Source organism: Streptomyces sp. NPDC060031 (assembly GCF_042736805.1).
Classification (GTDB): Bacteria; Actinomycetota; Actinomycetes; order Streptomycetales; family Streptomycetaceae; genus Streptomyces.
Map to the genome: position 1 here is coordinate 18,604 of NZ_JBHWVM010000047.1, position 21,110 is coordinate 39,713.

The following is a 21,110-nucleotide window of genomic DNA, read 5'->3' on the forward strand; positions in this document are numbered from 1 at the left end:
GAGCGGCTAGAAACAGAGCGAACAGAGCGTGCACGACCAGCCGGAGCTCCGGCTGGACTGTCGTCACCGAGCCCTGCGAACTGCCCCCAGGTGATCCCATCATGATCGGTCGCATTCCCGTGCTGGACGTCCGCCCCGCCGTCGACTGCGGCGTCAGACCCGCCAAGGCGGTCGTGGACGAGGTCTTCGAGATCTCGGCCACCGTGTTCCGTGAAGGGCACGACGCCGTCGCCGCCCATGTCGTACTCCGAGATCCGAGCGGGCGGCTGCGGCCCCCCGTGCCCCTGCGCGAGCTCGCCCCCGGCACCGACCGGTGGGGGGCCCGCGTGTCCGCCGAGGTCGAGGGGAGGTGGACGTACACCGTCGAGGCGTGGAGCGACCCGGTGGCCACCTGGCGGGCCCATGCGGCGATCAAGATCCCCGCCGGTATCGACGCCGGGCTGACCCTGCTGGAGGGTGCCGAGCTCTACGACCGGGCGGCCGCCAAGGTCCCCAAGCGGGACGGTCGCGCGCACGTACTCGCCGCCGCCGCCGCCATGCGCGACGAGGAGCGCGCCACCGCCGTGCGGTACGCGGCCGCCCTCGCCCCCCAGGTGGACGCGGTGCTCGCGAGGCGCCCGTACCGCGAGCTGGTCACCGCCTCCAAGCCGCTGCCGCTGCTGGTCGAGCGCAAGCGGGCCCTCTTCGGCTCCTGGTACGAGATGTTCCCCCGCTCGGAGGGCGCCGTGCTGGAGCCCGGCGCGGCTCCGGTCAGCGGGACCTTCCGGACCGCCGCCGAGCGGCTCCCGGCCATCGCGGCCATGGGCTTCGACGTGGTGTACCTGCCGCCCGTCCACCCGATCGGGAGCACGTACCGCAAGGGCCCGAACAACACTCTATCCGCCGGGAGTTGGGATCCGGGCGTGCCCTGGGCCATCGGCTCCACCGAGGGCGGGCACGACGCCGTCCACCCCGACCTCGGCACGATCGAGGACTTCGACGCCTTCGTGGCCAAGGCCCGCGAGCTGCGGATCGAGGTCGCCCTCGACTTCGCCCTCCAGTGCTCCCCCGACCACCCCTGGGTGGAGAAGCACCCGGAGTGGTTCCGCCACCGCGCCGACGGGACGATCGCCTACGCCGAGAACCCACCGAAGAAGTACCAGGACATCTTCCCGATCCACTTCGACACCGACATGGCCGGCATCGTCGAGGAGACCCTGCGGGTCCTGCGCCACTGGATGGACCACGGCGTCCGCATCTTCCGGGTCGACAATCCGCACACCAAGCCCGTCGTCTTCTGGCAGAAGGTGATCGCGGACATCAACAAGTCGGACCCCGACGTGATCTTCCTCGCCGAGGCCTTCACCCGCCCCGCGATGATGCGCGCGCTCGCCTCCGTCGGGTTCCAGCAGTCCTACACGTACTTCACCTGGCGCAACACCAAGGCCGAGCTGACCGAGTACCTGACCGAGCTCTCCTCGTCCCGGTCCGCCGCCGTCATGCGGCCGAATTTCTTCGTCAACACCCCCGACATCCTGCACGCCTACCTTCAGCGGGGCGGCCGCCCCGCCTTCGAGGTCCGCGCGGTGCTCGCCGCGACCCTCTCCCCCACCTGGGGGGTCTACGCCGGTTACGAACTCTGCGAGAACACCCCGGTCAGGGAGGGCAGCGAGGAGTACCTGGACTCCGAGAAGTACGAGTTCCGGCCACGCGACTGGGCCGCCGCCGACCGCGACGGCACCACCATCGCCCCGCTGATCACCTCCCTGAACCGGCTGCGCCGCCGCAATCCGGCACTCCAGCAGCTGCGCGACATCCATTTCCACTCGACCGACAACGAACAGGTGATCGCCTATTCGAAGCACGCCGGAGCCAATTCCGTACTGGTGGTCGTCAACCTCGATCCGCACCACACCCAGGAGGCGACGGTCTCGTTGGACATGCCGGTACTCGGGCTCGACTGGCACGGGTCCCTCGCGGTGCGCGACGAGCTCACCGGCGAGACCTATCACTGGGGCAGGGCCAACTACGTGCGCCTAGAGCCGGGCCGCACGCCCGCGCACGTACTGGCGGCTCTGCGACCGTCCCCGCCCACCGGAGGGTCACCCACCACATGATGATCAACGATCCCGTCCACGACACCTTCGAGGACACCCCAGCCAAGGACCGCGATCCCGACTGGTTCAAACGGGCCGTCTTCTACGAGGTCCTCGTCCGCTCCTTCCACGACAGCAACGGCGACGGCGTGGGGGACCTCCAAGGGCTCACCGCCAAGCTCGACTACCTCCAGTGGCTCGGCGTCGACTGCCTCTGGCTGCCCCCGTTCTTCGCCTCGCCGCTGCGCGACGGCGGCTACGACGTCTCCGACTACACCTCCGTGCTGCCCGAGTTCGGCGACCTGGCCGACTTCGTGGAGTTCGTGGACGCCGCGCACCAGCGCGGCATGCGGGTGATCATCGACTTCGTCATGAACCACACGAGCGACCAGCACGAGTGGTTCCAGCAGTCCCGCAAGGACCCCGACGGGCCCTACGGCGACTACTACATGTGGGCCGACAACGACAAGCAGTACCAGGACGCCCGCATCATCTTCGTCGACACCGAGACGTCGAACTGGACCTACGACCCGCTGCGCAAGCAGTACTACTGGCACCGCTTCTTCTCGCACCAGCCGGACCTCAACTTCGAGAACCCGGCCGTGCAGGAGGAGATCGTCTCCGCCCTCCGCTTCTGGCTCGACCTCGGCATCGACGGGTTCCGGCTCGACGCCGTCCCGTACCTGTACGCCGAGGAGGGCACCAACTGCGAGAACCTGCCGCGCACCCACGAGCTGCTCAAGCGGGTACGGGCGGAGATCGACGCGCACTACCCCGACACCGTGCTGCTCGCCGAGGCCAACCAGTGGCCCGAGGACGTCGTGGACTACTTCGGGGACTTCGCGAAGGGCGGGGACGAGTGCCACATGGCCTTCCACTTCCCCGTCATGCCGCGCATCTTCATGGCCGTCCGAAGAGAGTCCCGCTACCCGGTCTCCGAGATCCTGGCCAAGACCCCGGCGATCCCGGACCGCTGCCAGTGGGGGATCTTCCTGCGCAACCACGACGAGCTGACGCTCGAGATGGTCACCGACGAAGAGCGCGACTACATGTACGCCGAGTACGCCAAGGACCCGCGGATGCGGGCCAACATCGGCATCCGGCGCCGGCTCGCCCCGCTGCTGGACAACGACCGCAACCAGATGGAGCTGTTCACCGCCCTGCTGCTGTCGCTGCCCGGCTCGCCGGTGCTCTACTACGGCGACGAGATCGGCATGGGCGACAACATCTGGCTGGGCGACCGCGACGGCGTCCGCACCCCGATGCAGTGGACCCCGGACCGCAACGCCGGTTTCTCCTCCTGCGATCCGGGCAGGCTGAACCTGCCGGTCATCATGGACCCCGTTCACGGGTACCAGGTCACCAACGTCGAGGCCGCGATGGCCTCGCCCTCGTCGCTGCTGCACTGGACCCGCCGGCTGATCGAGATCCGCAAGGCGAACCCCGCCTTCGGACTCGGCTCGTACACCGAACTGCCGTCGTCGAACCCGGCGGTGCTCGCGTTCCTCCGCGAGTACGGGGACGACCTGGTGCTGTGCGTGCACAACTTCTCGCGCTTCGCGCAGCCCACCGAGTTGGATCTGCGGTCGTTCAACGGACGGGTCCCGGTGGAGCTCACCGGTGACGTGCGCTTCCCGCCGATCGGCGAGTGGCCGTACCTGCTGACCCTGGCGGGCCACGGCTTCTACTGGTTCCGGCTGCGCACCGAATAGCGGGCCGAGTACGGGGCGGGCAGCTCGAATGGGTCAATCGCCCGCCCCTGTACGGATCATCCTGACCCGACACTCGCACATACCGGAGTAGCAACTGCCGCACATCCGGGACACTCTGCGCATTCTGTGACGGCCCGGGGAAAGGACGCGACGCCATGTCGGAGGCTGCATCCGCCCGGAGCCGGCTGGCGGCCGACCGGGCCGCCGGGATCGGCCCGCTCGAACCGATGCTGCGGGCCTGGCTGCCCGCACAGCGCTGGTTCGCGGGCAAGGGCCGCACGATCGGCAGGATCCGCGCCGTCTCGGCAGCGGAACTGCTGCCACCGGGATCCGATCCCGGACTGCTGCACCTCCTCCTCGACGTGGACGGGGACTGCTACCAACTGCTCCTGGGCATCCGCGCGTCCCTGCCGCCCGCCCTCGCGCCCGCGCTGATCGGTCACCCCGAGGACGGTCCGTACGCGGGCAGGGCCGTGTACGAGGGGCTGGGTGATCCCCGGCTCGCGGCCCTGCTGCTGGAACGGTTGCGCTCCCCCGGCGCCCTCGGCCCGCTGCGCTTCGACCGGGACCCGGCCGCGCCCGTCGCGGCCGGCCTGACGCCCCGGCCGCTGTCCGGGGAACAGACCAACTCCTCGCTGATCTACGGGGATTCGTACATCCTGAAGGTGTTCCGCCGGGTCGGCCCCGGGGTCAACCCGGACTTGGAGCTCCCCAGAGCCCTGGCCGCCGCCGGCTGCGCGCGGGTGCCCGCACCGGTCGCCTGGTACGAGGCCGAGCTGCCCGGTGGAGAACCGTTGACCCTCGGCGTGCTCCAGCCCTACCTGCGCGGCTCCGACGACGGCTGGCAGCTCGCGCTGCGCCGGCTCGGCGCCGGGGCCGACTTCACCGCCGAGGCCCACGCGCTGGGCCGGGCCACCGCCGAGGTGCACAGCGCGCTCGCCGCCGCCCTGCCCACCCTCGCGCTCGGCCCCGAGCAGACCGCCCGGCTCGCCGCCGGGATGACCGCGCGCCTCGCCGCCACCGCCCGCGAGGTGCCCGCCCTGCGCCCCTACGAGGCCGGGCTGCGCGGGGCCTTCGACGCGCTGGCCGCCTCCCGGGGGGCCGGGGTGCCCGCCCAGCGGATCCACGGCGACCTGCACCTGGGGCAGACCCTGCGCACCGCCGACGGCAGTTGGGCGCTGATCGACTTCGAGGGCGAGCCGGCCCGGCCGCTGGCCGACCGGCGCCGCCCCGAACCGGCCGTGCGCGACATCGCCGGGATACTGCGCTCCTTCGACTACGCCGCCCGCTCGCACCGGCCCTTCGCCCCCGCCTGGGCGGACGCCTGCCGGGCCGCCTTCTGCGAGGGCTACGCCCGCACCACCGGGCGCGACCCGCGCGAGGACCCCGTACTGCTGCGCGCGTACGAGACCGACAAGGCCGTGTACGAGGCCCGCTACGAGTCCCGGCACCGGCCCGACTGGCTGCACGTGCCGATGGCCGCGATCCGGCGGCTGTCGCAGCCCCGGCGTCCGGCCCACCGGGTGCCGCGGGTGCCGCCGCCCCTGCCCGCCCCCGGTTCCATCTCCCCGCACCCCCACCCCCGTCAGAAGCCCCCGAGGAGGCCGCTCGCGTGAGCGCCGCACGACAGCCGTCACCGCCCGTCCGCGAAGAAGCCGTCACCCAGGCCGCCCCCAAGGCCGCCGCCCAGGCCGCCCCCCAGCCCGAAAGCGCGGCCAGAAAGCCGCGTGCGCCCCGGGCCCGGCGCACCACCCCTCCCCACGGGGTGCGGCCCGCGCCCGCGCTCGGCGGGGAGGAGCGGGCCCGGCTGCTGGAGGGCCGCCACCACGACCCGCACGCGGTGCTGGGCGCGCGTACCCGGCGGGGCGGGGTGTCCTTCCGGGTGCTGCGCCCGTACGCCAAGGCGGTGACCGTCGTCGCCAAGGGGCTGCGGGCCGAGCTCTTCGACGACGGTGACGGGCTGTTCTCCGGGCTGCTGCCGCTGACCGGGGTGCCGGACTACCGGCTGCTGGTGGCGTACGACAGCGACGAGATCGAGATCCACGACCCGTACCGCTTCCTGCCCGCGCTGGGCGAGCTGGACCTGCACCTGATCGGGGAGGGCCGGCACGAGGAGCTGTGGACGGCGCTGGGCTCCGAACCGATGGAGCACCAGGGCGTGGCGGGCACCCGGTTCACGGTGTGGGCTCCCAACGCCCAGGGGGTGCGGGTCACCGGCGACTTCTCGTACTGGGACTCGGTCGCCTATCCGATGCGCTCGCTCGGCTCGTCCGGGGTGTGGGAGCTGTTCCTGCCCGGGGTCGGCGAGGGCGCCCTGTACAAGTACGACATCACGCGCCCCGACGGCTCGCACACCCTGCGCGCCGACCCGATGGCCCGGCACACGGAGGTCCCGCCGGCCAACGCCTCCGTGGTGGTCGCCTCGCACTACGTGTGGCAGGACGCGCAGTGGATGGCGACCCGGGGCTCCCGGCCGGCGCACCAGGCCCCGTTCTCGGTGTACGAGCTGCACCTGGCCTCCTGGCGGCCGGGGCTCTCGTACCGGCAGCTGGCCGAGCAGTTGCCCGGGTACGTCCAGGAGCTCGGCTTCACGCACGTGGAGCTGATGCCGGTCGCGGAGCACCCCTTCGGCGGCTCGTGGGGCTACCAGGTCACGGGCTTCTACGCGCCCACCTCGCGGATGGGGGGCCCGGACGACTTCCGTTTCCTGGTCGACGCGCTGCACCGGGCCGGGATCGGGGTGATCGTCGACTGGGTGCCGGCGCATTTCCCGCGCGACGACTGGGCGCTGGCGGAGTTCGACGGGCGGCCGCTGTACGAGCACCAGGATCCGCAGCGGGCGGCGCACCCGGACTGGGGGACGCTGGAGTTCGACTACGGCCGCAAGGAGGTCCGCAACTTCCTCGTCGCCAACGCCGTGTACTGGTGCCAGGAGTTCCACGTGGACGGGCTGCGGGTGGACGCGGTGGCCTCGATGCTCTACCTGGACTATTCGCGCGACGAGGGGCAGTGGACGCCGAACGAGCACGGCGGACGGGACAACCCGGACGCGGTGGCGCTGCTCCAGGAGATGAACGCGACGGTCTACCGGCGCTGCCCGGGTGTCGTGACGATCGCCGAGGAGTCCACGGCGTGGGACGGCGTGACCCGGCCGACGGACGGCGGCGGTCTCGGCTTCGGCCTGAAGTGGAACATGGGGTGGATGCACGACACCCTGCGGTACGCGTCGAAGGACTCGGTGCACCGCAAGTACCACCACAACGACATGACCTTCGGGATGGTGTACGCGTTCAGCGAGAACTACGTGCTGCCGATCTCGCACGACGAGGTGGTGCACGGCAAGGGCTCGCTGGTGTCGAAGATGCCCGGGGACTGGTGGCAGCAGCGGGCCGCGCACCGCGCCTACCTCGGGTTCATGTGGGCCCATCCGGGCAAGCAACTGCTCTTCATGGGGCAGGAGTTCGCCCAGGGATCGGAATGGTCGGAGGCCTACGGGCCCGACTGGTGGCTGCTGGACTCCTCGTACGCGGCGGCCGGTGACCACCGGGGCGTGCGCGACCTCGTGCGCGACCTGAACCGGACGTACACGGCGGCGCCCGCGCTGTGGGAGCGGGACAGCGTCCCGGAGGGCTTCGCGTGGGTGGAGGCGGACGCCGCGGAGGACAACGTCTTCGCGTTCCTTCGGTACGCGCAGGACGGCTCGCAGCTCCTGTGCGTCTCGAACTTCTCGCCGGTGGTCCGGCACGGGTACCGGATCGGGGTACCGCAGGAAGTGGCGCAGTGGCGGGAGGTCCTCAACACCGACCTGGACCTCTACGGCGGCAGCGGCGTCCACCACACCCGCCCGCTGCGCCCCGAGCCGGTCCCCGCGCAGGGCCGCCCGGTGAGCCTGCGCATGACACTCCCGCCGCTGGCGACGGTCTGGCTGCGGCCTCAGGCCTGAGCCATCTGCTCCTCCAGCTCCTGGAGGAGCTTGCGCTTGGCGCGGGCCCCGACCATCTGCTGCACGGGCTCGCCGTCGCGGAAGACGAGCAGGGTCGGCATGGACAGCACCCCGTACCGCGTGACGGTGGTGGGGTTGCTGTCCGCGTCGATCTGCACGACCTTGAGCCGCCCGGCCTCCTCGGCGGCGACGGCGGACAGTACGGGTGCGAGCTGGCGGCAGGGGCCGCACCAGTCGGCGGTGAACTCCACGAGGACGGGCCGCCCGCGCTCGCCGAGCACCTCGGTCTCGAAGTCGGCGTCGGTCACTTCCGCCACGCCATGGGCCTTGGTCTTCATCGTGTTCCCCCTCTTTCCTTCTCTTCCACGTCCGTCATCCGGTCATCTCGCACTTCGGCGCGGCTCCGGCCTCGGCTCCGGCCTCGGCTCCGGCGAGCTGCCGGGCCACCTGGTCGCGTACGTCGGTGAGCCGGCCGATCAGGCCGTCCAGCTCCGCGAGCTTGCGGCGGTAGACGGCGAGCGAGGCCGGACAGGCGTCGCCGGACGGGTGCCCGGCGCGCAGGCAGTCCACGAAGGGCCGGGTCTCCTCCAGCTCGAAGCCGAAGTCCCGCAGGGTGCGGATCTGGCGCAGCAGGCGCAGGTCTTCCTCGTCGTACGCGCGGTAGCCGTTCGCGTCGCGTCGCGCGGGCAGCAGTCCGCGCGATTCGTAGTAGCGCAGGGTGCGCGTGCTGGTTTTGGCCCGCTCCGCCAGTTCGCCGATTCGCATGGCCCGACCGTAGTCCTTGACGCCGACGTCAAGGCAAGGAAAGAGGGGTGGCGGGGCCCTCGCCACCCCCGTGCGCGAGGGCCCCCGCACTGGATCACGTATCGGTCAGGTGGCCGGTTCAGGCGCGTGAGGTGGATCACGCACGGGGGTATCGCAACGGGTGGCCGAAACCGTACGCTTGGGTAAGGATCTTTCGCGAATCCGATTACCGGACAGTCGCACGAAAAGCGGACCAAAGCCCTTAACTTCATAGGACGTTCCTACGAGTTATGGGCTTGTTTGATTGGTCTGTAGTCGACACGGCTCGGCCACTCCTACGGTGTGCCATGTGCACTCCAGCCCACCTTTCAATGCCCCCGCCGCGCGTCGTCTGCGCGCGGCCCTGGGCATGGCTCCCGGTCATGTCGCCTATGGCCTGCGCGCCCAGTACGGAATGCTCGTCGCCCCCGAGACCGTCATGGCCTGGGAGCGGGGCGAGATCTCGCCCACCTCCGCCGAGCTCACCGCGCTCGCCGGCGTGCTGTGGTGTTCGCCCGGCGAGCTGATCGCCGAACCGGTCACCCTGCGGGAGCACCGGATGGCCAGGGGCCTGGCCGCCGAGGAGCTGGCCCGGCGGGTCGGCCTGGAGGCCAGCTCGTACCAGAAGATGGAGGACACCGGACGCTGGAAGGGCAACGAGCGGCAGTCCGCCGCCCTCGCCTCGGCGCTGGGGCTGACCCTGGCCCAGTTCGTGACGGCGACGGGCAAGGAGGAGGAGCTGGCCGAGGTGCTGCGCAGTGCGGTCACCACGCGCTGGCAGGCGTACGTGAAGCCACTGAGCAAGCTGCTGCCGGTGCCCAGGCAGAACCTGGAGTACGTACTCGAACAGCTCTACGGCGACTACCAGTCGAAGATGGTGGCCACCCTGAGCTGGGGCAGCGCCTCGGGCGAGGCCGGGACGGGCGACGCGGGCCGGGAGTTCCTCGCCGACATCGTGGAACGCTTCTGGCACCTCGCCGGCGGTGCGTCGTAGGACACATCGGCCCGCACTGCCGCCCCGCGGGAACGGCCCCGGCGCGTCCCTGCGGGGACGCGACCGGGGCCGTTCGGCCGTCGGAAGTCGGGGCGAAGGTCCCGGCCGGGAGGACTTGGGACCCGGGGCTGCGCGAGGTGGCTCAGAAGACCGACTCGGCCTCGTACATACGGGCCTCGGGGACCGTCTTGAGCTCGGTGACGGCCTCCGCCAGCGGGGCCATCACGATGTCCGTGCCGCGCAGGGCGGTCATGTTGCCGAAGTCGCCGCGGTGGACGGCCTCGACCGCGTGCCAGCCGAAGCGGGTCGCGAGGACCCGGTCGTAGGCGGTGGGGGTGCCGCCGCGCTGGACGTGGCCGAGGATGACCGGGCGGGCCTCCTTGCCCAGGCGCCGCTCCAGCTCGACCGCGAGGCGGTTGCCGATGCCGGCGAAGCGCTCGTGACCGTACGCGTCGATCGCGCCCTTCTCGTACGGCATGGAGCCCTCGGCCGGGTGCGCGCCCTCGGCGACGCAGACGACGGCGAACTTCTTGCCGCGGGCGAAGCGCTCCTCCACCATCTTGACCAGGGCCTCCACCTCGAAGGGGCGCTCCGGCAGACAGATCCCGTGGGCGCCGCCGGCCATGCCCGACTCCAGCGCGATCCAGCCCGCGTGGCGGCCCATGACCTCGACGACCATCACGCGCTGGTGCGATTCGGCGGTGGTCTTGAGGCGGTCGATGGCCTCGGTCGCGACCATGACGGCGGTGTCGAAGCCGAAGGTGCGGTCGGTGGAGGAGATGTCGTTGTCGATGGTCTTCGGTACGCCGACGACCGGCATGCCCGCGTCCGCCAGCATCCGGGCGGCGGTCAGGGTGCCCTCGCCGCCGATCGGGATCAGGGCGTCGAGCTCGTAGCGCCTCGCCAATTCGGCCGCGTTCTCGGCCGCTTCGTGGAGGCGGGCGCGCTCCATGCGGGCTGAACCCAAAATCGTGCCGCCGCGGGCCAGAATGCCACTGACGGCATTGATGTCGAGGGGGCGGTAGTGGCCGTCCAGGAGGCCCTTGAAGCCGTCCTCGAAGCCGATGACCTCGTCCCCGTGCCCGACCAGGGCACGGTGTACGACCGACCGGATGACAGCGTTCAGGCCCGGGCAGTCGCCGCCTGCGGTGAGAACTCCGATACGCATCGTGCTGTGTCTCCTGCTCCTGGTCGTACCTGGCCGTACGCGTGCGGGCGGACGGCCGTACATATGAAGGGCGTATTGGTGAAGCGTGTCCGATTGTTCCACGGGCCGCGAGTGGCGCGCGCTGCGTCCCCTCGGCCGCCACGACCCCCACCAGGCCTTTCGACCTGTCCCATGGGCCCTTTTACCGGAGGGCGTCCTATCGACCCGCAGAGGTATTGTCAAGGGGCAAGCCCATACCAACCAGTACAAACCACGGACGGAGAGCACGCGTGACGCGCAGCGTGTACGTGACCGGCATCGAGCGGGGGGACGGCCGACAGGTCGTCGAGCTGGGGATCATGGAGCTCCTGACCCGGCAGACAGGCCGGGTCGGTGTGTACCGGCCCTTGCTGCACGACGCTCCCGACCGGCTCTTCGACCTCCTGAAGGCCCGCTACCGCATAGACCAGGACGCCGCCACGGCCTACGGCATGGAGTACCAGGAGGCGTCCGCCATCCTGGCCGAGAAGGGCACCGACGAGCTGGTGTCCCGGCTGGTCGACCGCTACCACCGGGTGGCGCGCGAGTACGAGGTCATGCTGGTCCTCGGCACCGACTACGCCGACACCAACCTGCCCGACGAGCTCGCGCTGAACGCCCGCATCGCCAACGAGCTGGGGGCCGTCGTGGTGCCCGTGGTCGGCGGCACCAGGCACCAGGCCGAGGCCGTGCGCGCCGAGGCCCGCAACGCCTACCGGGCGTACGAGAGCCTGGGCTGCCACGTCGTCGCGATGGTCGTCAACCGGGTGGCCGACGAGGACCGCGAGGTGATAGCCGAGCGCCTGGCCGCCCGGCTGCCCGTGCCCTGCTACGTGCTGCCGGACGACAAGTCGCTGTCCGCCCCGACCGTCGCCCAGATCACCCGGGCGCTCGGCGGCGAGGTGCTCCTCGGCGACGAGGCCGGGCTGGCCCGCGACGCCCTGGACTTCGTCTTCGGCGGGGCGATGCTGCCGAACTTCCTGAACGCCCTGACCCCGGGCTGTCTGGTCGTCACCCCCGGGGACCGCTCGGACCTGGTCATCGGCGCGCTCGCCGCGCACACCTCCGGCACCCCGCCGATCGCCGGTGTGCTGCTGACCCTGAACGAGCGCCCGAGCAAGGACATCCTGACGCTGGCCTCGAAGCTGGCGCCGGGCACCCCGGTCGTTTCGGTGGCCGGCAACAGCTTCCCGACCGCCGCCGAACTCTCCTCGCTGCAGAGCCGGTTGAACTCGGCCACCCCGCGCAAGCTGGAGACCGCGCTCGGCCTGTTCGAGCGGCACGTGGACACCGCCGAGCTGCGCGACCTGCTGTCGGTGGCCCGCTCCGAGCGCGTCACCCCGATGATGTTCGAGCACGAGCTGCTGGAGCAGGCCCGCTCCGAGCGCCGCCGGGTGGTCCTGCCCGAGGGCACCGAGGACCGCGTGCTGCGCGCGGCGGACGTGGTGCTGCGCCGCGGGGTCTGCGACCTGACGCTGCTGGGCGAGGAGGCGGCGATCCTGAAGAAGGCCGCCGACCTCGGCATCGACATCTCGGGCGCCCAGCTCATCGACCCGGCGACCTCCCCGCTGCGGGAACGATTCGCCGAGTACTACGCCAAGGCCCGCGCCCACAAGGGCATGACCGTCGAGCTGGCCCACGACGTGGTCACCGACGTCAACTACTTCGGCACCCTGATGGTCCAGGAGGGCCTCGCCGACGGCATGGTCTCCGGTTCGGTGCACTCCACCGCCGCCACCATCCGGCCGGCCTTCGAGATCATCAAGACCAAGCCCGAGGCCTCCATCGTCTCCTCGGTCTTCTTCATGTGCCTGGCCGACCAGGTCCTGGTCTACGGGGACTGCGCGGTCAACCCGGACCCGGGCGCCGAGCAGCTCGCCGACATCGCCATCCAGTCGGCCGCCACCGCGGCCGCCTTCGGGGTCGAGCCGCGGATCGCGATGCTCTCGTACTCGACCGGCACCTCCGGCACCGGCGCGGACGTGGACAAGGTCCGCAAGGCCACCGAGATCGTCCGCGAGCAGCGTCCCGACCTGCTGATCGAGGGCCCGATCCAGTACGACGCCGCCGTGGAGCCCTCGGTCGCCGCGACCAAGCTGCCCGGGTCGGAGGTGGCCGGCCGCGCCACCGTGCTGATCTTCCCGGACCTCAACACCGGCAACAACACGTACAAGGCCGTGCAGCGCTCGGCGGGCGCCGTCGCGGTCGGCCCGGTGCTCCAGGGTCTGCGCAAGCCCGTCAACGACCTCTCGCGCGGCGCGCTGGTGCAGGACATCGTCACCACCGTGGCGATCACCGCGATCCAGGCGCAGGGCGCACCGGCGCGCACCGCCTGACCGACCTCCCCCGACCGACCGACTGCGAACAGGAAAGACCCCATCGTGACCGCATCGCGCGTACTCGTCCTCAACTCCGGCTCCTCGTCGGTGAAGTACCAGCTCCTCGACATGGCGGACCGGTCCCGCCTCGCCGTCGGCCTGGTGGAGCGGATCGGCGAGGAGACCTCCCGGCTCGTGCACGAGCGACTGGCCGACACCGGTGCCGCCGGGGCCGCCGGGGCCGTCGGCGGCAAGCGGGAGCGGCTCGGCCCGATCGCGGACCACGAGGCCGCGCTGAAGGCCGTGGCCGCGGAGCTCGCCGCCGACGGGATGGGGCTGGACTCCCCCGAACTGGCCGCCGTGGGCCACCGGGTGGTGCACGGCGGGACCCGGTTCACCCGGCCGACCGTGATCGACGACGAGGTGCTGGCGGAGATCCGGAACCTGATCCCCCTGGCTCCGCTGCACAACCCGGCGAACGTCACGGGGATCGAGGTGGCGCGCTCGCTGCGCGGCGACATCCCGCAGGTCGCCGTCTTCGACACGGCGTTCCACTCGACGATGCCCGAGTACGCGGCCCGGTACGCGATCGACGCCGCGACCGCGGACAAGTACTCCGTCCGACGGTACGGCTTCCACGGCACCTCCCACGCGTACGTCTCCCGGGCGACGGCCGGGCTGCTCGGCAAGACGCCCGGGGAGGTCAACGTGATCGTGCTGCACCTGGGCAACGGTGCCTCCGCCTCGGCGGTCCGGGGCGGCGTGTGCGTGGACACGTCCATGGGCCTGACGCCGCTGGAGGGGCTGGTCATGGGTACCCGTTCGGGCGACCTCGACCCGGCGGTCATCTTCCACCTCGCCCGGGTGGGCGGCCTCTCGGTGGATGAGATCGATTCGCTCCTGAACAAGAAGAGCGGTCTGCTGGGCATGTGCGGCGACAACGACATGCGCGAGGTACTGCGGCGGGCGGGCGAGGGCGACGAGGCGGCGAGCCTCGCCTTCGCGACGTACATCCACCGGCTGAAGAAGTACATCGGGGCCTACACGGCGGTGCTCGGCAGGGTGGACGCGGTGGCGTTCACGGCCGGGGTCGGCGAGAACGCCCACCAGGTCCGCGAGGCCGCTCTGGACGGCCTGGCGGAGCTGGGCATCGTCCTGGACCCGGAGGCCAACGCGGTGCGCTCCCCCGAGCCGCGGCTGGTCTCGGCGGAACACTCCCGGGTGGCCGTCGCCGTGGTCCCGACCGATGAGGAACTGGAGATCGCCGCCCAGGCGTACGAATTGGTTACCGGCTAGTCACTTTGGACTTTCCGCCAGACGGAATATTCCGCTACGAAACAAACCGATAGGATCCGCTCCATGCGCCGTTCCAAAATCGTCTGCACGCTGGGCCCCGCCGTCGACTCGTATGAGCAGCTGAAAGCGCTCATCGAGGCAGGTATGAACGTGGCCCGATTCAACTTCAGCCACGGATCCCAGGCAGAACACCAGGAGCGGTACGACCGCGTCCGGCAGGTCTCCGAGGACACCGGGCGCGCCGTCGGCGTCCTCGCCGACCTCCAGGGCCCGAAGATCCGTCTGGAGACCTTCGCCGAGGGTCCCGTCGAGCTGGTGCGCGGTGACGAGTTCACCATCACCACCGAGGACGTCCCGGGCGACAAGTCCATCTGCGGCACCACCTACAAGGGCCTGCCGGGTGACGTCTCCAAGGGCGACCAAATCCTGATCAACGACGGCAACGTCGAGCTCCGGGTGACCGCGGTCGAGGGCCCCCGGGTCAAGACCATCGTCATCGAGGGCGGTGTCATCTCGGACCACAAGGGCATCAACCTGCCGGGTGCGGCCGTCAACGTCCCCGCCCTCTCCGAGAAGGACATCGACGACCTGCGCTTCGCCCTGCGGATGGGCTGCGACATGGTCGCCCTGTCCTTCGTGCGCGACGCCAACGACGTCAAGGACGTCCACAAGGTCATGGACGAGGAGGGCCGCCGGGTCCCCGTCATCGCCAAGGTCGAGAAGCCGCAGGCCGTCGCCAACATGGAGGCCGTCGTCGACGCCTTCGACGCGGTCATGGTGGCCCGTGGTGACCTGGCCGTCGAGTACCCGCTCGAAAAGGTCCCGATGGTCCAGAAGCGGCTCATCGAGATGTGCCGCCGCAACGCCAAGCCGGTGATCGTCGCGACCCAGATGATGGAGTCGATGATCACCAACTCGCGCCCGACGCGCGCGGAGGCGTCCGACGTCGCCAACGCCATCCTCGACGGCGCGGACGCGGTCATGCTGTCGGCCGAGTCCTCGGTGGGCGCCTACCCGATCGAGACCGTCAAGACGATGTCGAAGATCGTCGCGGCGGCCGAGGAGGAGCTCCTCTCCAAGGGCCTGCAGCCGCTGGTCCCGGGCAAGAAGCCCCGTACCCAGGGCGGCTCCGTCGCCCGCGCGGCCTGCGAGATCGCCGACTTCCTGGACGCGAAGTCGCTCGTCGCCTTCACCCAGTCCGGTGACACCGCCCGCCGGCTCTCGCGCTACCGCGCGTCCCAGCCGATCCTGGCCTTCACCACCGACGCCGGCACCCGCAACCAGCTCACCCTGAGCTGGGGCGTCGAGTCCTACGTCGTCCCGCACGTGGACAACACGGACGCGATGGTCGACCTCGTGGACGCGGAGCTGCTCAAGCTCAAGCGCTACAACCAGGGCGACACCATGATCATCACGGCCGGATCGCCCCCCGGCGTCCCGGGCACGACCAACATGGTCCGCGTCCACCACCTGGTCGGCGGCTCCCGCGACTGACTCCCCCGGCTACCGCTGGGAGGTGCCCCCACGCACCGCCTGACCGGCTCCGCCGCACACGGGCCGAGGGCGGCACCCCGATCGGATCGGGGTGCCGCCCTCGGCTTGTTCATCCGGTCACTCGCCGCCGGGATCGATCTCCCGGCCCGAGGAGTCCCAGACCCGCATGGAGCCGTCGCCCTCCTGGGTCAGGATCAGGACGCCGCCCATCGGCTGGACCGAGCTCGGTGTCTCGGACTCGGCGAATTCGACGTCGATCCAGTCGCCCGGACCGATGACGCGCTCACCGCCGATGATCTCGAAGTGGACCGTCAGCGGTTCGTGCCGGTCGGCGTAGAAGCGAGTTCTCATGGCACATCGTCCCAGTGCTGGAGGAGCCAGTCCATCAGGTCCGCCCGGGGGCCGGCGCTCTTGTTGCCCGTGGGGTTGGCGGTCGGGTGGTACGGACGGAGCCGGTGGACCTCCGCGTACGCGTCGCGCACGGTGGTGATCTCGGCCTTGCTGAACAGCTTCTTGACGTCGGCGAGATGCTTGACGTTCATCATCTCGTAGGCGCCCTCGGCGTTGATCGGTCCCTTGCCGGTGGTGTTGTCCCAGAGCTTCTCGCCCAGAGCCTTGTTGTTCAGCCCCCTGATCTTGCCGACGTTCAGGGCCTTCTTCATCTCCGCGGCGACGAGCTCGGACACCTTCAGCCCGCCGGTCACGTTCTTGATGGCGGCCGCGGAGGCGCCCAGTGAGGCCATCTCCGCCTCGAACGCCGCCAGGGCGCGCCCGGCCCTGATCGCGGCCCGCATCCCCACCACGGCCTTGCAGAGCAGGCCGAGGATCCCCGGGATCGCGAACTCCGCGGCGACCCAGGCGCAGCTGGACAGCTGGAGGTCCCAGAAGCAGCCCTTGATGTCGTCGAGCAGCGCGTGGACGATCCCCTTGATGGCCGCCTCGGCGAGGTCCCGGCCCGCGATGTGCTCGACCTTGTCCTTGGAGACGTCGATCGGCACCTGCGTCAGGTACTCGGAGGAGATGTTGCCGATGCAGTCGCCGAGCGGCACCTCCGGCAGGTCGCACATCAACAGCAGGTAGACCACCGTGCCGGTGACGTGGTGGCGGAAGGTGATGTCGCAGCCGCCGGTGCCGACGCAGTCGCTGATCGGCTCCGGAGCGTCCTTGAGACTGGCGACCCAGACGACGCCCTCGCCCGTGACGCCCTGTCCCTGGTCCGAGACGGCCGCGCTCTTGGCCGTCTTCTCCTCGGCCTTCCAGCTCTCGGATTCCTTGGCGATCACCTGGGCCTGGTCGGCGGCCTCCTGGGCGCGTGCGGCCGCCGCCTCGGCGGTGGTCGCGTCCTTCTCCGCCTGGGTGGCGATGCCGCGGGCGGCGCCCGCGTCGGCCTCGGCTCCCGCCGCGGCAGTGCGGGCGGATGCCGCGTCCCGCTCCGCGTCGGTGGCCGCGGAATCGGCCGCGTTCGCGTATCCGTCGGCCGTGGTGGCCGCCGACTGGGCGGCAGCCGCGTCCTCGGTCGCCTGCTCGTGGTAGGTGACCGTCTTGGCCTCGGACGCCTTCGCGGCCTTCGCGGAGGCCGCGGCCTGGTTCGCCGACGCCTGGGCCGCCGCGGCCGACTTGGCCGCCTTCGCCGCCCAGTCCGCCGCCGAGGCGGCCGCCTCCGCCGCGGCCTTCGCGTCCGCGTCGGCCTTGGCGGCCAGCGCCTTGGCCTCCGCCGCGGCCTTGGCGGCCTGGTCGGACTTGGCCTGGGCCACGGCCGCCTGGCGTTCGGCCGCGGTCTTCGCCGCCTGGCCCGTGAGCACCGCGAGGCCCGCCGACGCGTCGGTCTCCTTGTACGGGGAGCCCATCTCGATGGCGTCGTTGGCCGGCTTGATCACCTGCGCCGCCGAATCGCGGGCGGCCGCGGCCGCCTGTGCCGTCGCGTAGGCGAACCCGGCCGTGCGGATCGACTCGGCGCCCGCGGCGAGCGCCTCGGTGCGCGCCACGCTCGCGTCGGCCTTCGCCTTCGCCGCGTTCGCCTTGGCCGTGTCGGCCTGGGCCTTGGCGGTGATCGCGTTCCAGCTCGCCTGCCACGAGGCGTCGATCGCCTCGGCGGCGGCCGCGTGCGCCTTGGTGACGGCCGCGTCGGTGATGGCGACGTCGGCCTTGGCCTGGTCCGCCGCCGACTGGGCCCGCTTCGCGGCCCCTTCGGCCCGGGTGGCCGCGGCGCGCGCGTTGGACGCCGCCGTGGTGGCCGCGTTCGCGGCCGCGCGGGCGGCGGTGGCCGCGCTCGTGGCGTCGTTGGCCTCGGAGCGGGCCTTGGTCGCGGCGGCGCGGGAGGCCCCGGCCGCCGAGGTGCCCTCGTCCGCGGCGGCCTGGGACTCCGCCGCGGCCGCCTGGGCGTTCAGCGCGTCGCGCCGGGTCTCGGCGTCGATGGCGTCGTCACGGGCGGAGACCGCGTCCTGCTCGGCCTTGAGGGCGGCGTCCTTCTGCTCGCCGGCCGTACGGCCGGCCGCCTGGGTGGCGGTGAGCTTCTCGGCCGCGATCCGGCGCTGGTCCTGCGCGGTGGACTCGGCCGCCGCGGCCTTGCCGCGTTCCGACTCCGCCAGTTCCTTCTGGGACTTGGCGTAGTCGCGCTCGGCCTCGGCCTTCTCCCGCTTGGCTTTGGCGTCGGCCGCAGCGTTCTTGGCGGTGGTCTCGGCCTCGGCGGCCTTGATCTGGGCCGCCTTGGCCTTCGCCGCGTTCTCGGCCGCCTTCACCGCCTGGGCGGCGGCTCCTTCGGCGGCCGCCTTGGCCTGCGCCTCGGCCTCCTGCGCCGCCTTGCGGCGGAACTCGGCCTTCGAGGCGTGGGCCTGGGTCATCGCCAGCGAGTTCAGGGTCTTGCTGTCGGCGGCCGAGGCCCGGGTCGCGTTCAGCGCCGTCTCGGTCGCCTTGGCCGCGGCCAGGGCGGCCGCGGCGGACGCCTTGGTGATCTGCGCCGCCTGCTGGCCGTAGAGCAGTCCGCGGCCGCGGGGCAGACCCGCCTGGTCGGCGAGCTGGTACGCCTCCGTCTGCGCGGCGGTGACGATCGCGGCCTGGGCCTGCGCGTCCTCGGCCGCGCGCGAAGCGACGTACAGCCGCCCGGTGGCGCGTGCCTTGGCCTGCTCGATCCAGGTGCGGGCCTTGGTGAACTCGGAGGCGGCCGGGCGTCCGCTGCCGGCCGGGACCTTCAGGAAGTGCGCTTCCCAGTCCGCGAGCCGGCTCGCGATCATCGACTGGCCCAGGGCCTCGGCCATCGCCTGCGCCGCGGTCTGGAGGTCCTTCGAGGCGGCCTGCTCCGCGCCGAGGATGGTGTCGCGCTGCGTGCGCTGGCCGGCGATCTCGTTCTGCCACTCCTGCGAGGCCACGGCCACCTCGGCCGTCAGCACCTGGTGGGGATCCACCGGGTTGCTGGTGGCGCAGGAGGCGAAGCGGGCCTTGAGGTTCTCGACGTCGACCCGGAACTCCATGGTGTCCGGCTCGGGCGCCGCCGTCGGGAAGCCGCCGTTCTCCAGGAACATGCGCGCGTCGTCCGCGTACATGGCGTGGCTGCGCTGCATGTCCCACTCCCACGCCGAGCGGTCCTCATAGGACCCCGACGGGTAGTAGCGGGCGTTCGCGATCGCCGTGACGGCGTCCACGGACTCCTTGCTGGCGAGCGGGTGCGGATCCCCGTAGTGATCGCTCTCGCCGGTCCAGAAGCGGTCGGCGATCCAGCCGGCGAAGCCCGTCTCGGTGAAGATGCTCGGGTTCGGCGGCCACTGGAAGCCGGTGTACGTGTAGCCGGGCGGGGTGTCGAGCATGTAGAGCGAGGCCTGCCAGGCCTTGTTGCGCTCCTCCATCTCGGCGAACTTCGCGTCGGCGGCGGCGTGGTCCTTGTCGTACGCCGCAGCCAGCGGGGTGGTCTCCCAGTAGTTCGGGGCGGCGGCGGCGAGCAGCTCGCCCTCCGTGCCGTTCAGCCCGGCCCGGGCCACGGCCTTCATCTCCGCGCCGCCCTTGCGCAGGACGTTGCCGAGCAGGCACTGCGCGTCGCGGATCTTCTTGGCGTCGTTCAGGTCGTACCCGGTGGCCGCGGCGGGGCGGGCCGTGTCCAGGGAGTCGGCGGGCGGCTGGATGCCGCTGCCGGTGAAGGTGACCGCGGCGGCCGTGGCCACGGCGGTGGTGGTGAGGAAACGCGTCCAGGCGCCGGTGCGACGGCGTCTGGGCGGCGGTGCGTTCTCGCGCATACCGATATCAGCCGTTCTGTTCAGAAGAGGACGTCGAAGGCGGCCCAGCCGGAGGTGCCGATCTGCACGCGGGGGGCGAAGGGAGCGGCGGCTTTGCCGGTGCCCTTGAACAGCCACAGCGCGCCCGAGGGCTCGCTGGCGATCAGATCGGTCTTGCCGTCGCCGTCGGTGTCACCGGCCGACACGAGCGCCTTGTACGCGTTCCAGCCCGTACCGAGGGCGATACGGGTGCCCAGCGCGCCGTCGGCGACGGCAGTGCCGGTACCCGGGTAGAGGTAGAGGTTGCCGTCGCTGTGGCGGGCGAGCAGATCGGCCTTGCCGTCGCCCGTGTAGTCGCCGCGGCCCGCGAGCGCGGTCATCGCGTTCCAGCCGCCCGATCCGATCCTGACGCGGGCGGCCAGGGTGCCGTCGGGGTTGCCCGGGTAGAGCCACAGGGCTCCGGCCTCGTCCCGGCCGACGAGGTCGGGGCCCGACGTGCCGCCCATGTTGCCGACGGAGACGATCAGGTTGTAGATGTCCCAGCCGCCGCCGATGAGCTTGGTGTCGTTCCCGTGCTCGGCGGTGTAGTACAGGGAGTTGTTCATCCGGTGGTACAGGTCGTTGCCCCTGCCGCCCTCCGAGACGTTGGCCGCCGCGAGCGCGGTCGCGTCACCGAACCCGCCGCCCAGATCGAAACCGGCCTTGAGGCCGCCGGCGCCGTTCGCCTCGTACGCGCGGAGCTTGCCGCTGCCGCGGGTGAACAGCGGGAAGGTCTTGAGGGGGCCCGCGGACTGGGCTCCGGTGGCCGCCGCGTTCTCGGTCCGGCCGGTCCAGAGCGGCGGCGCGGCTCCGGACACCCCCACCGCGACGGCGGCCAGCACCAGGCCGATCGCGCAGATCACCGCCCGGCGCACCGAGCGGTTCATGGTGTGCAGCATGAAAGTGCGGATCCTTAAGGACGTCACGAGCGCAGGCATGCCATGGGCACACCGAAGTACTCGTGAGTCCCCCCGTGGACTGCCGCGCGCCGCGTCTGTGACGGCGGCGTCTTCACGCTAGTCGAGACATCAACTGCTGTGAAGATCCTATGAGTTACCTGTGGGTCAC

14 protein-coding genes are annotated in these 21,110 nt (G+C 71.4%); 8 read left to right on the forward strand and 6 right to left on the reverse strand.

All coding sequences use genetic code 11. The annotated features are described in order from the left end of the window. The first annotated feature begins 101 nt into the window (after window positions 1-101). The 4 genes from ACFWB8_RS21345 to glgB all read left to right on the forward strand — a co-directional run bounded on the left by ACFWB8_RS21345 (window position 102) and on the right by glgB (window position 7,730). Window positions 102-2,096: a maltotransferase domain-containing protein gene (locus ACFWB8_RS21345; RefSeq protein WP_385229153.1), complete on the forward strand. Its 1,995-nt coding sequence runs from the start codon at window positions 102-104 to the stop codon at window positions 2,094-2,096. Further along, a complete protein-coding gene (gene treS / locus ACFWB8_RS21350; protein ID WP_385229156.1) occupies window positions 2,093-3,787 on the forward strand; it encodes a maltose alpha-D-glucosyltransferase in 1,695 nt (564 codons plus the stop codon). The genes ACFWB8_RS21345 and treS overlap by 4 nt, the downstream gene beginning before the upstream one ends. 155 nt (window positions 3,788-3,942) lie before the next feature. Further along, window positions 3,943-5,403: a maltokinase gene (locus tag ACFWB8_RS21355; RefSeq protein ID WP_385229159.1), complete on the forward strand. Its 1,461-nt coding sequence runs from the start codon at window positions 3,943-3,945 to the stop codon at window positions 5,401-5,403. Further along, the gene (gene glgB / locus ACFWB8_RS21360; protein ID WP_385229162.1) at window positions 5,400-7,730 is read left to right on the forward strand and encodes a 1,4-alpha-glucan branching enzyme; all 2,331 of its coding nucleotides are present in this window, start codon (window positions 5,400-5,402) and stop codon (window positions 7,728-7,730) included. The genes ACFWB8_RS21355 and glgB overlap by 4 nt, the downstream gene beginning before the upstream one ends. Here the strand turns inward: glgB and trxA are convergent. Continuing rightward, a complete protein-coding gene (trxA, locus tag ACFWB8_RS21365) occupies window positions 7,721-8,068 on the reverse strand; it encodes a thioredoxin (protein WP_385229165.1) in 348 nt (115 codons plus the stop codon). The two genes, glgB and trxA, sit on opposite strands and share 10 nt — an antisense overlap. 34 nt (window positions 8,069-8,102) lie before the next feature. Further along, the gene (locus ACFWB8_RS21370; RefSeq protein WP_385229168.1) at window positions 8,103-8,495 is read right to left on the reverse strand and encodes a MerR family transcriptional regulator; all 393 of its coding nucleotides are present in this window, start codon (window positions 8,493-8,495) and stop codon (window positions 8,103-8,105) included. Window positions 8,496-8,883: 388 nt separating this feature from the next. Here ACFWB8_RS21370 and ACFWB8_RS21375 point away from each other — a divergent pair, with 388 nt between their 5' ends. Beyond that, window positions 8,884-9,507 carry a helix-turn-helix domain-containing protein gene (locus tag ACFWB8_RS21375; RefSeq protein ID WP_385229245.1) on the forward strand — a complete coding sequence of 208 codons (624 nt, stop codon included), beginning with the start codon at window positions 8,884-8,886 and terminating at the stop codon, window positions 9,505-9,507. 142 nt (window positions 9,508-9,649) lie between these two features. Here the strand turns inward: ACFWB8_RS21375 and ACFWB8_RS21380 are convergent, their stop codons facing one another. Beyond that, entirely contained in the window at window positions 9,650-10,675 is a 1,026-nt protein-coding gene (locus ACFWB8_RS21380; protein ID WP_385229171.1) for an ATP-dependent 6-phosphofructokinase, read from the reverse strand. A gap of 269 nt (window positions 10,676-10,944) precedes the next feature. On the opposite strand from ACFWB8_RS21380, the gene pta reads away from it, so the two are divergent. From pta to pyk, 3 genes are all read left to right on the forward strand, one after another. Continuing rightward, window positions 10,945-13,029: a phosphate acetyltransferase gene (gene pta / locus ACFWB8_RS21385; protein ID WP_385229174.1), complete on the forward strand. Its 2,085-nt coding sequence runs from the start codon at window positions 10,945-10,947 to the stop codon at window positions 13,027-13,029. A gap of 45 nt (window positions 13,030-13,074) precedes the next feature. Beyond that, window positions 13,075-14,307: an acetate kinase gene (locus ACFWB8_RS21390; protein ID WP_385229177.1), complete on the forward strand. Its 1,233-nt coding sequence runs from the start codon at window positions 13,075-13,077 to the stop codon at window positions 14,305-14,307. 63 nt (window positions 14,308-14,370) lie between these two features. Beyond that, window positions 14,371-15,801, forward strand: coding sequence for a pyruvate kinase (pyk, locus tag ACFWB8_RS21395; RefSeq protein WP_385229180.1), 1,431 nt, complete (start codon window positions 14,371-14,373; stop codon window positions 15,799-15,801). A gap of 117 nt (window positions 15,802-15,918) precedes the next feature. Here pyk and ACFWB8_RS21400 read toward each other — a convergent pair whose 3' ends face one another. From ACFWB8_RS21400 to ACFWB8_RS21410, 3 genes are read right to left on the reverse strand one after another with little or no spacing between them, the layout of a single operon-like run. Next, on the reverse strand, window positions 15,919-16,152 hold the full coding sequence (locus ACFWB8_RS21400) for a hypothetical protein (protein WP_385229182.1): 234 nt from the start codon (window positions 16,150-16,152) through the stop codon (window positions 15,919-15,921). After that, window positions 16,149-20,024 carry a hypothetical protein gene (locus ACFWB8_RS21405; RefSeq protein WP_385229185.1) on the reverse strand — a complete coding sequence of 1,292 codons (3,876 nt, stop codon included), beginning with the start codon at window positions 20,022-20,024 and terminating at the stop codon, window positions 16,149-16,151. Before ACFWB8_RS21405 ends, ACFWB8_RS21400 begins: the two co-directional genes overlap by 4 nt. Before the next feature lie 20 nt (window positions 20,025-20,044). Beyond that, a complete protein-coding gene (locus tag ACFWB8_RS21410; RefSeq protein WP_385229188.1) occupies window positions 20,045-20,941 on the reverse strand; it encodes an FG-GAP repeat domain-containing protein in 897 nt (298 codons plus the stop codon). Between the last annotated feature and the right edge of the window lie 169 nt (window positions 20,942-21,110).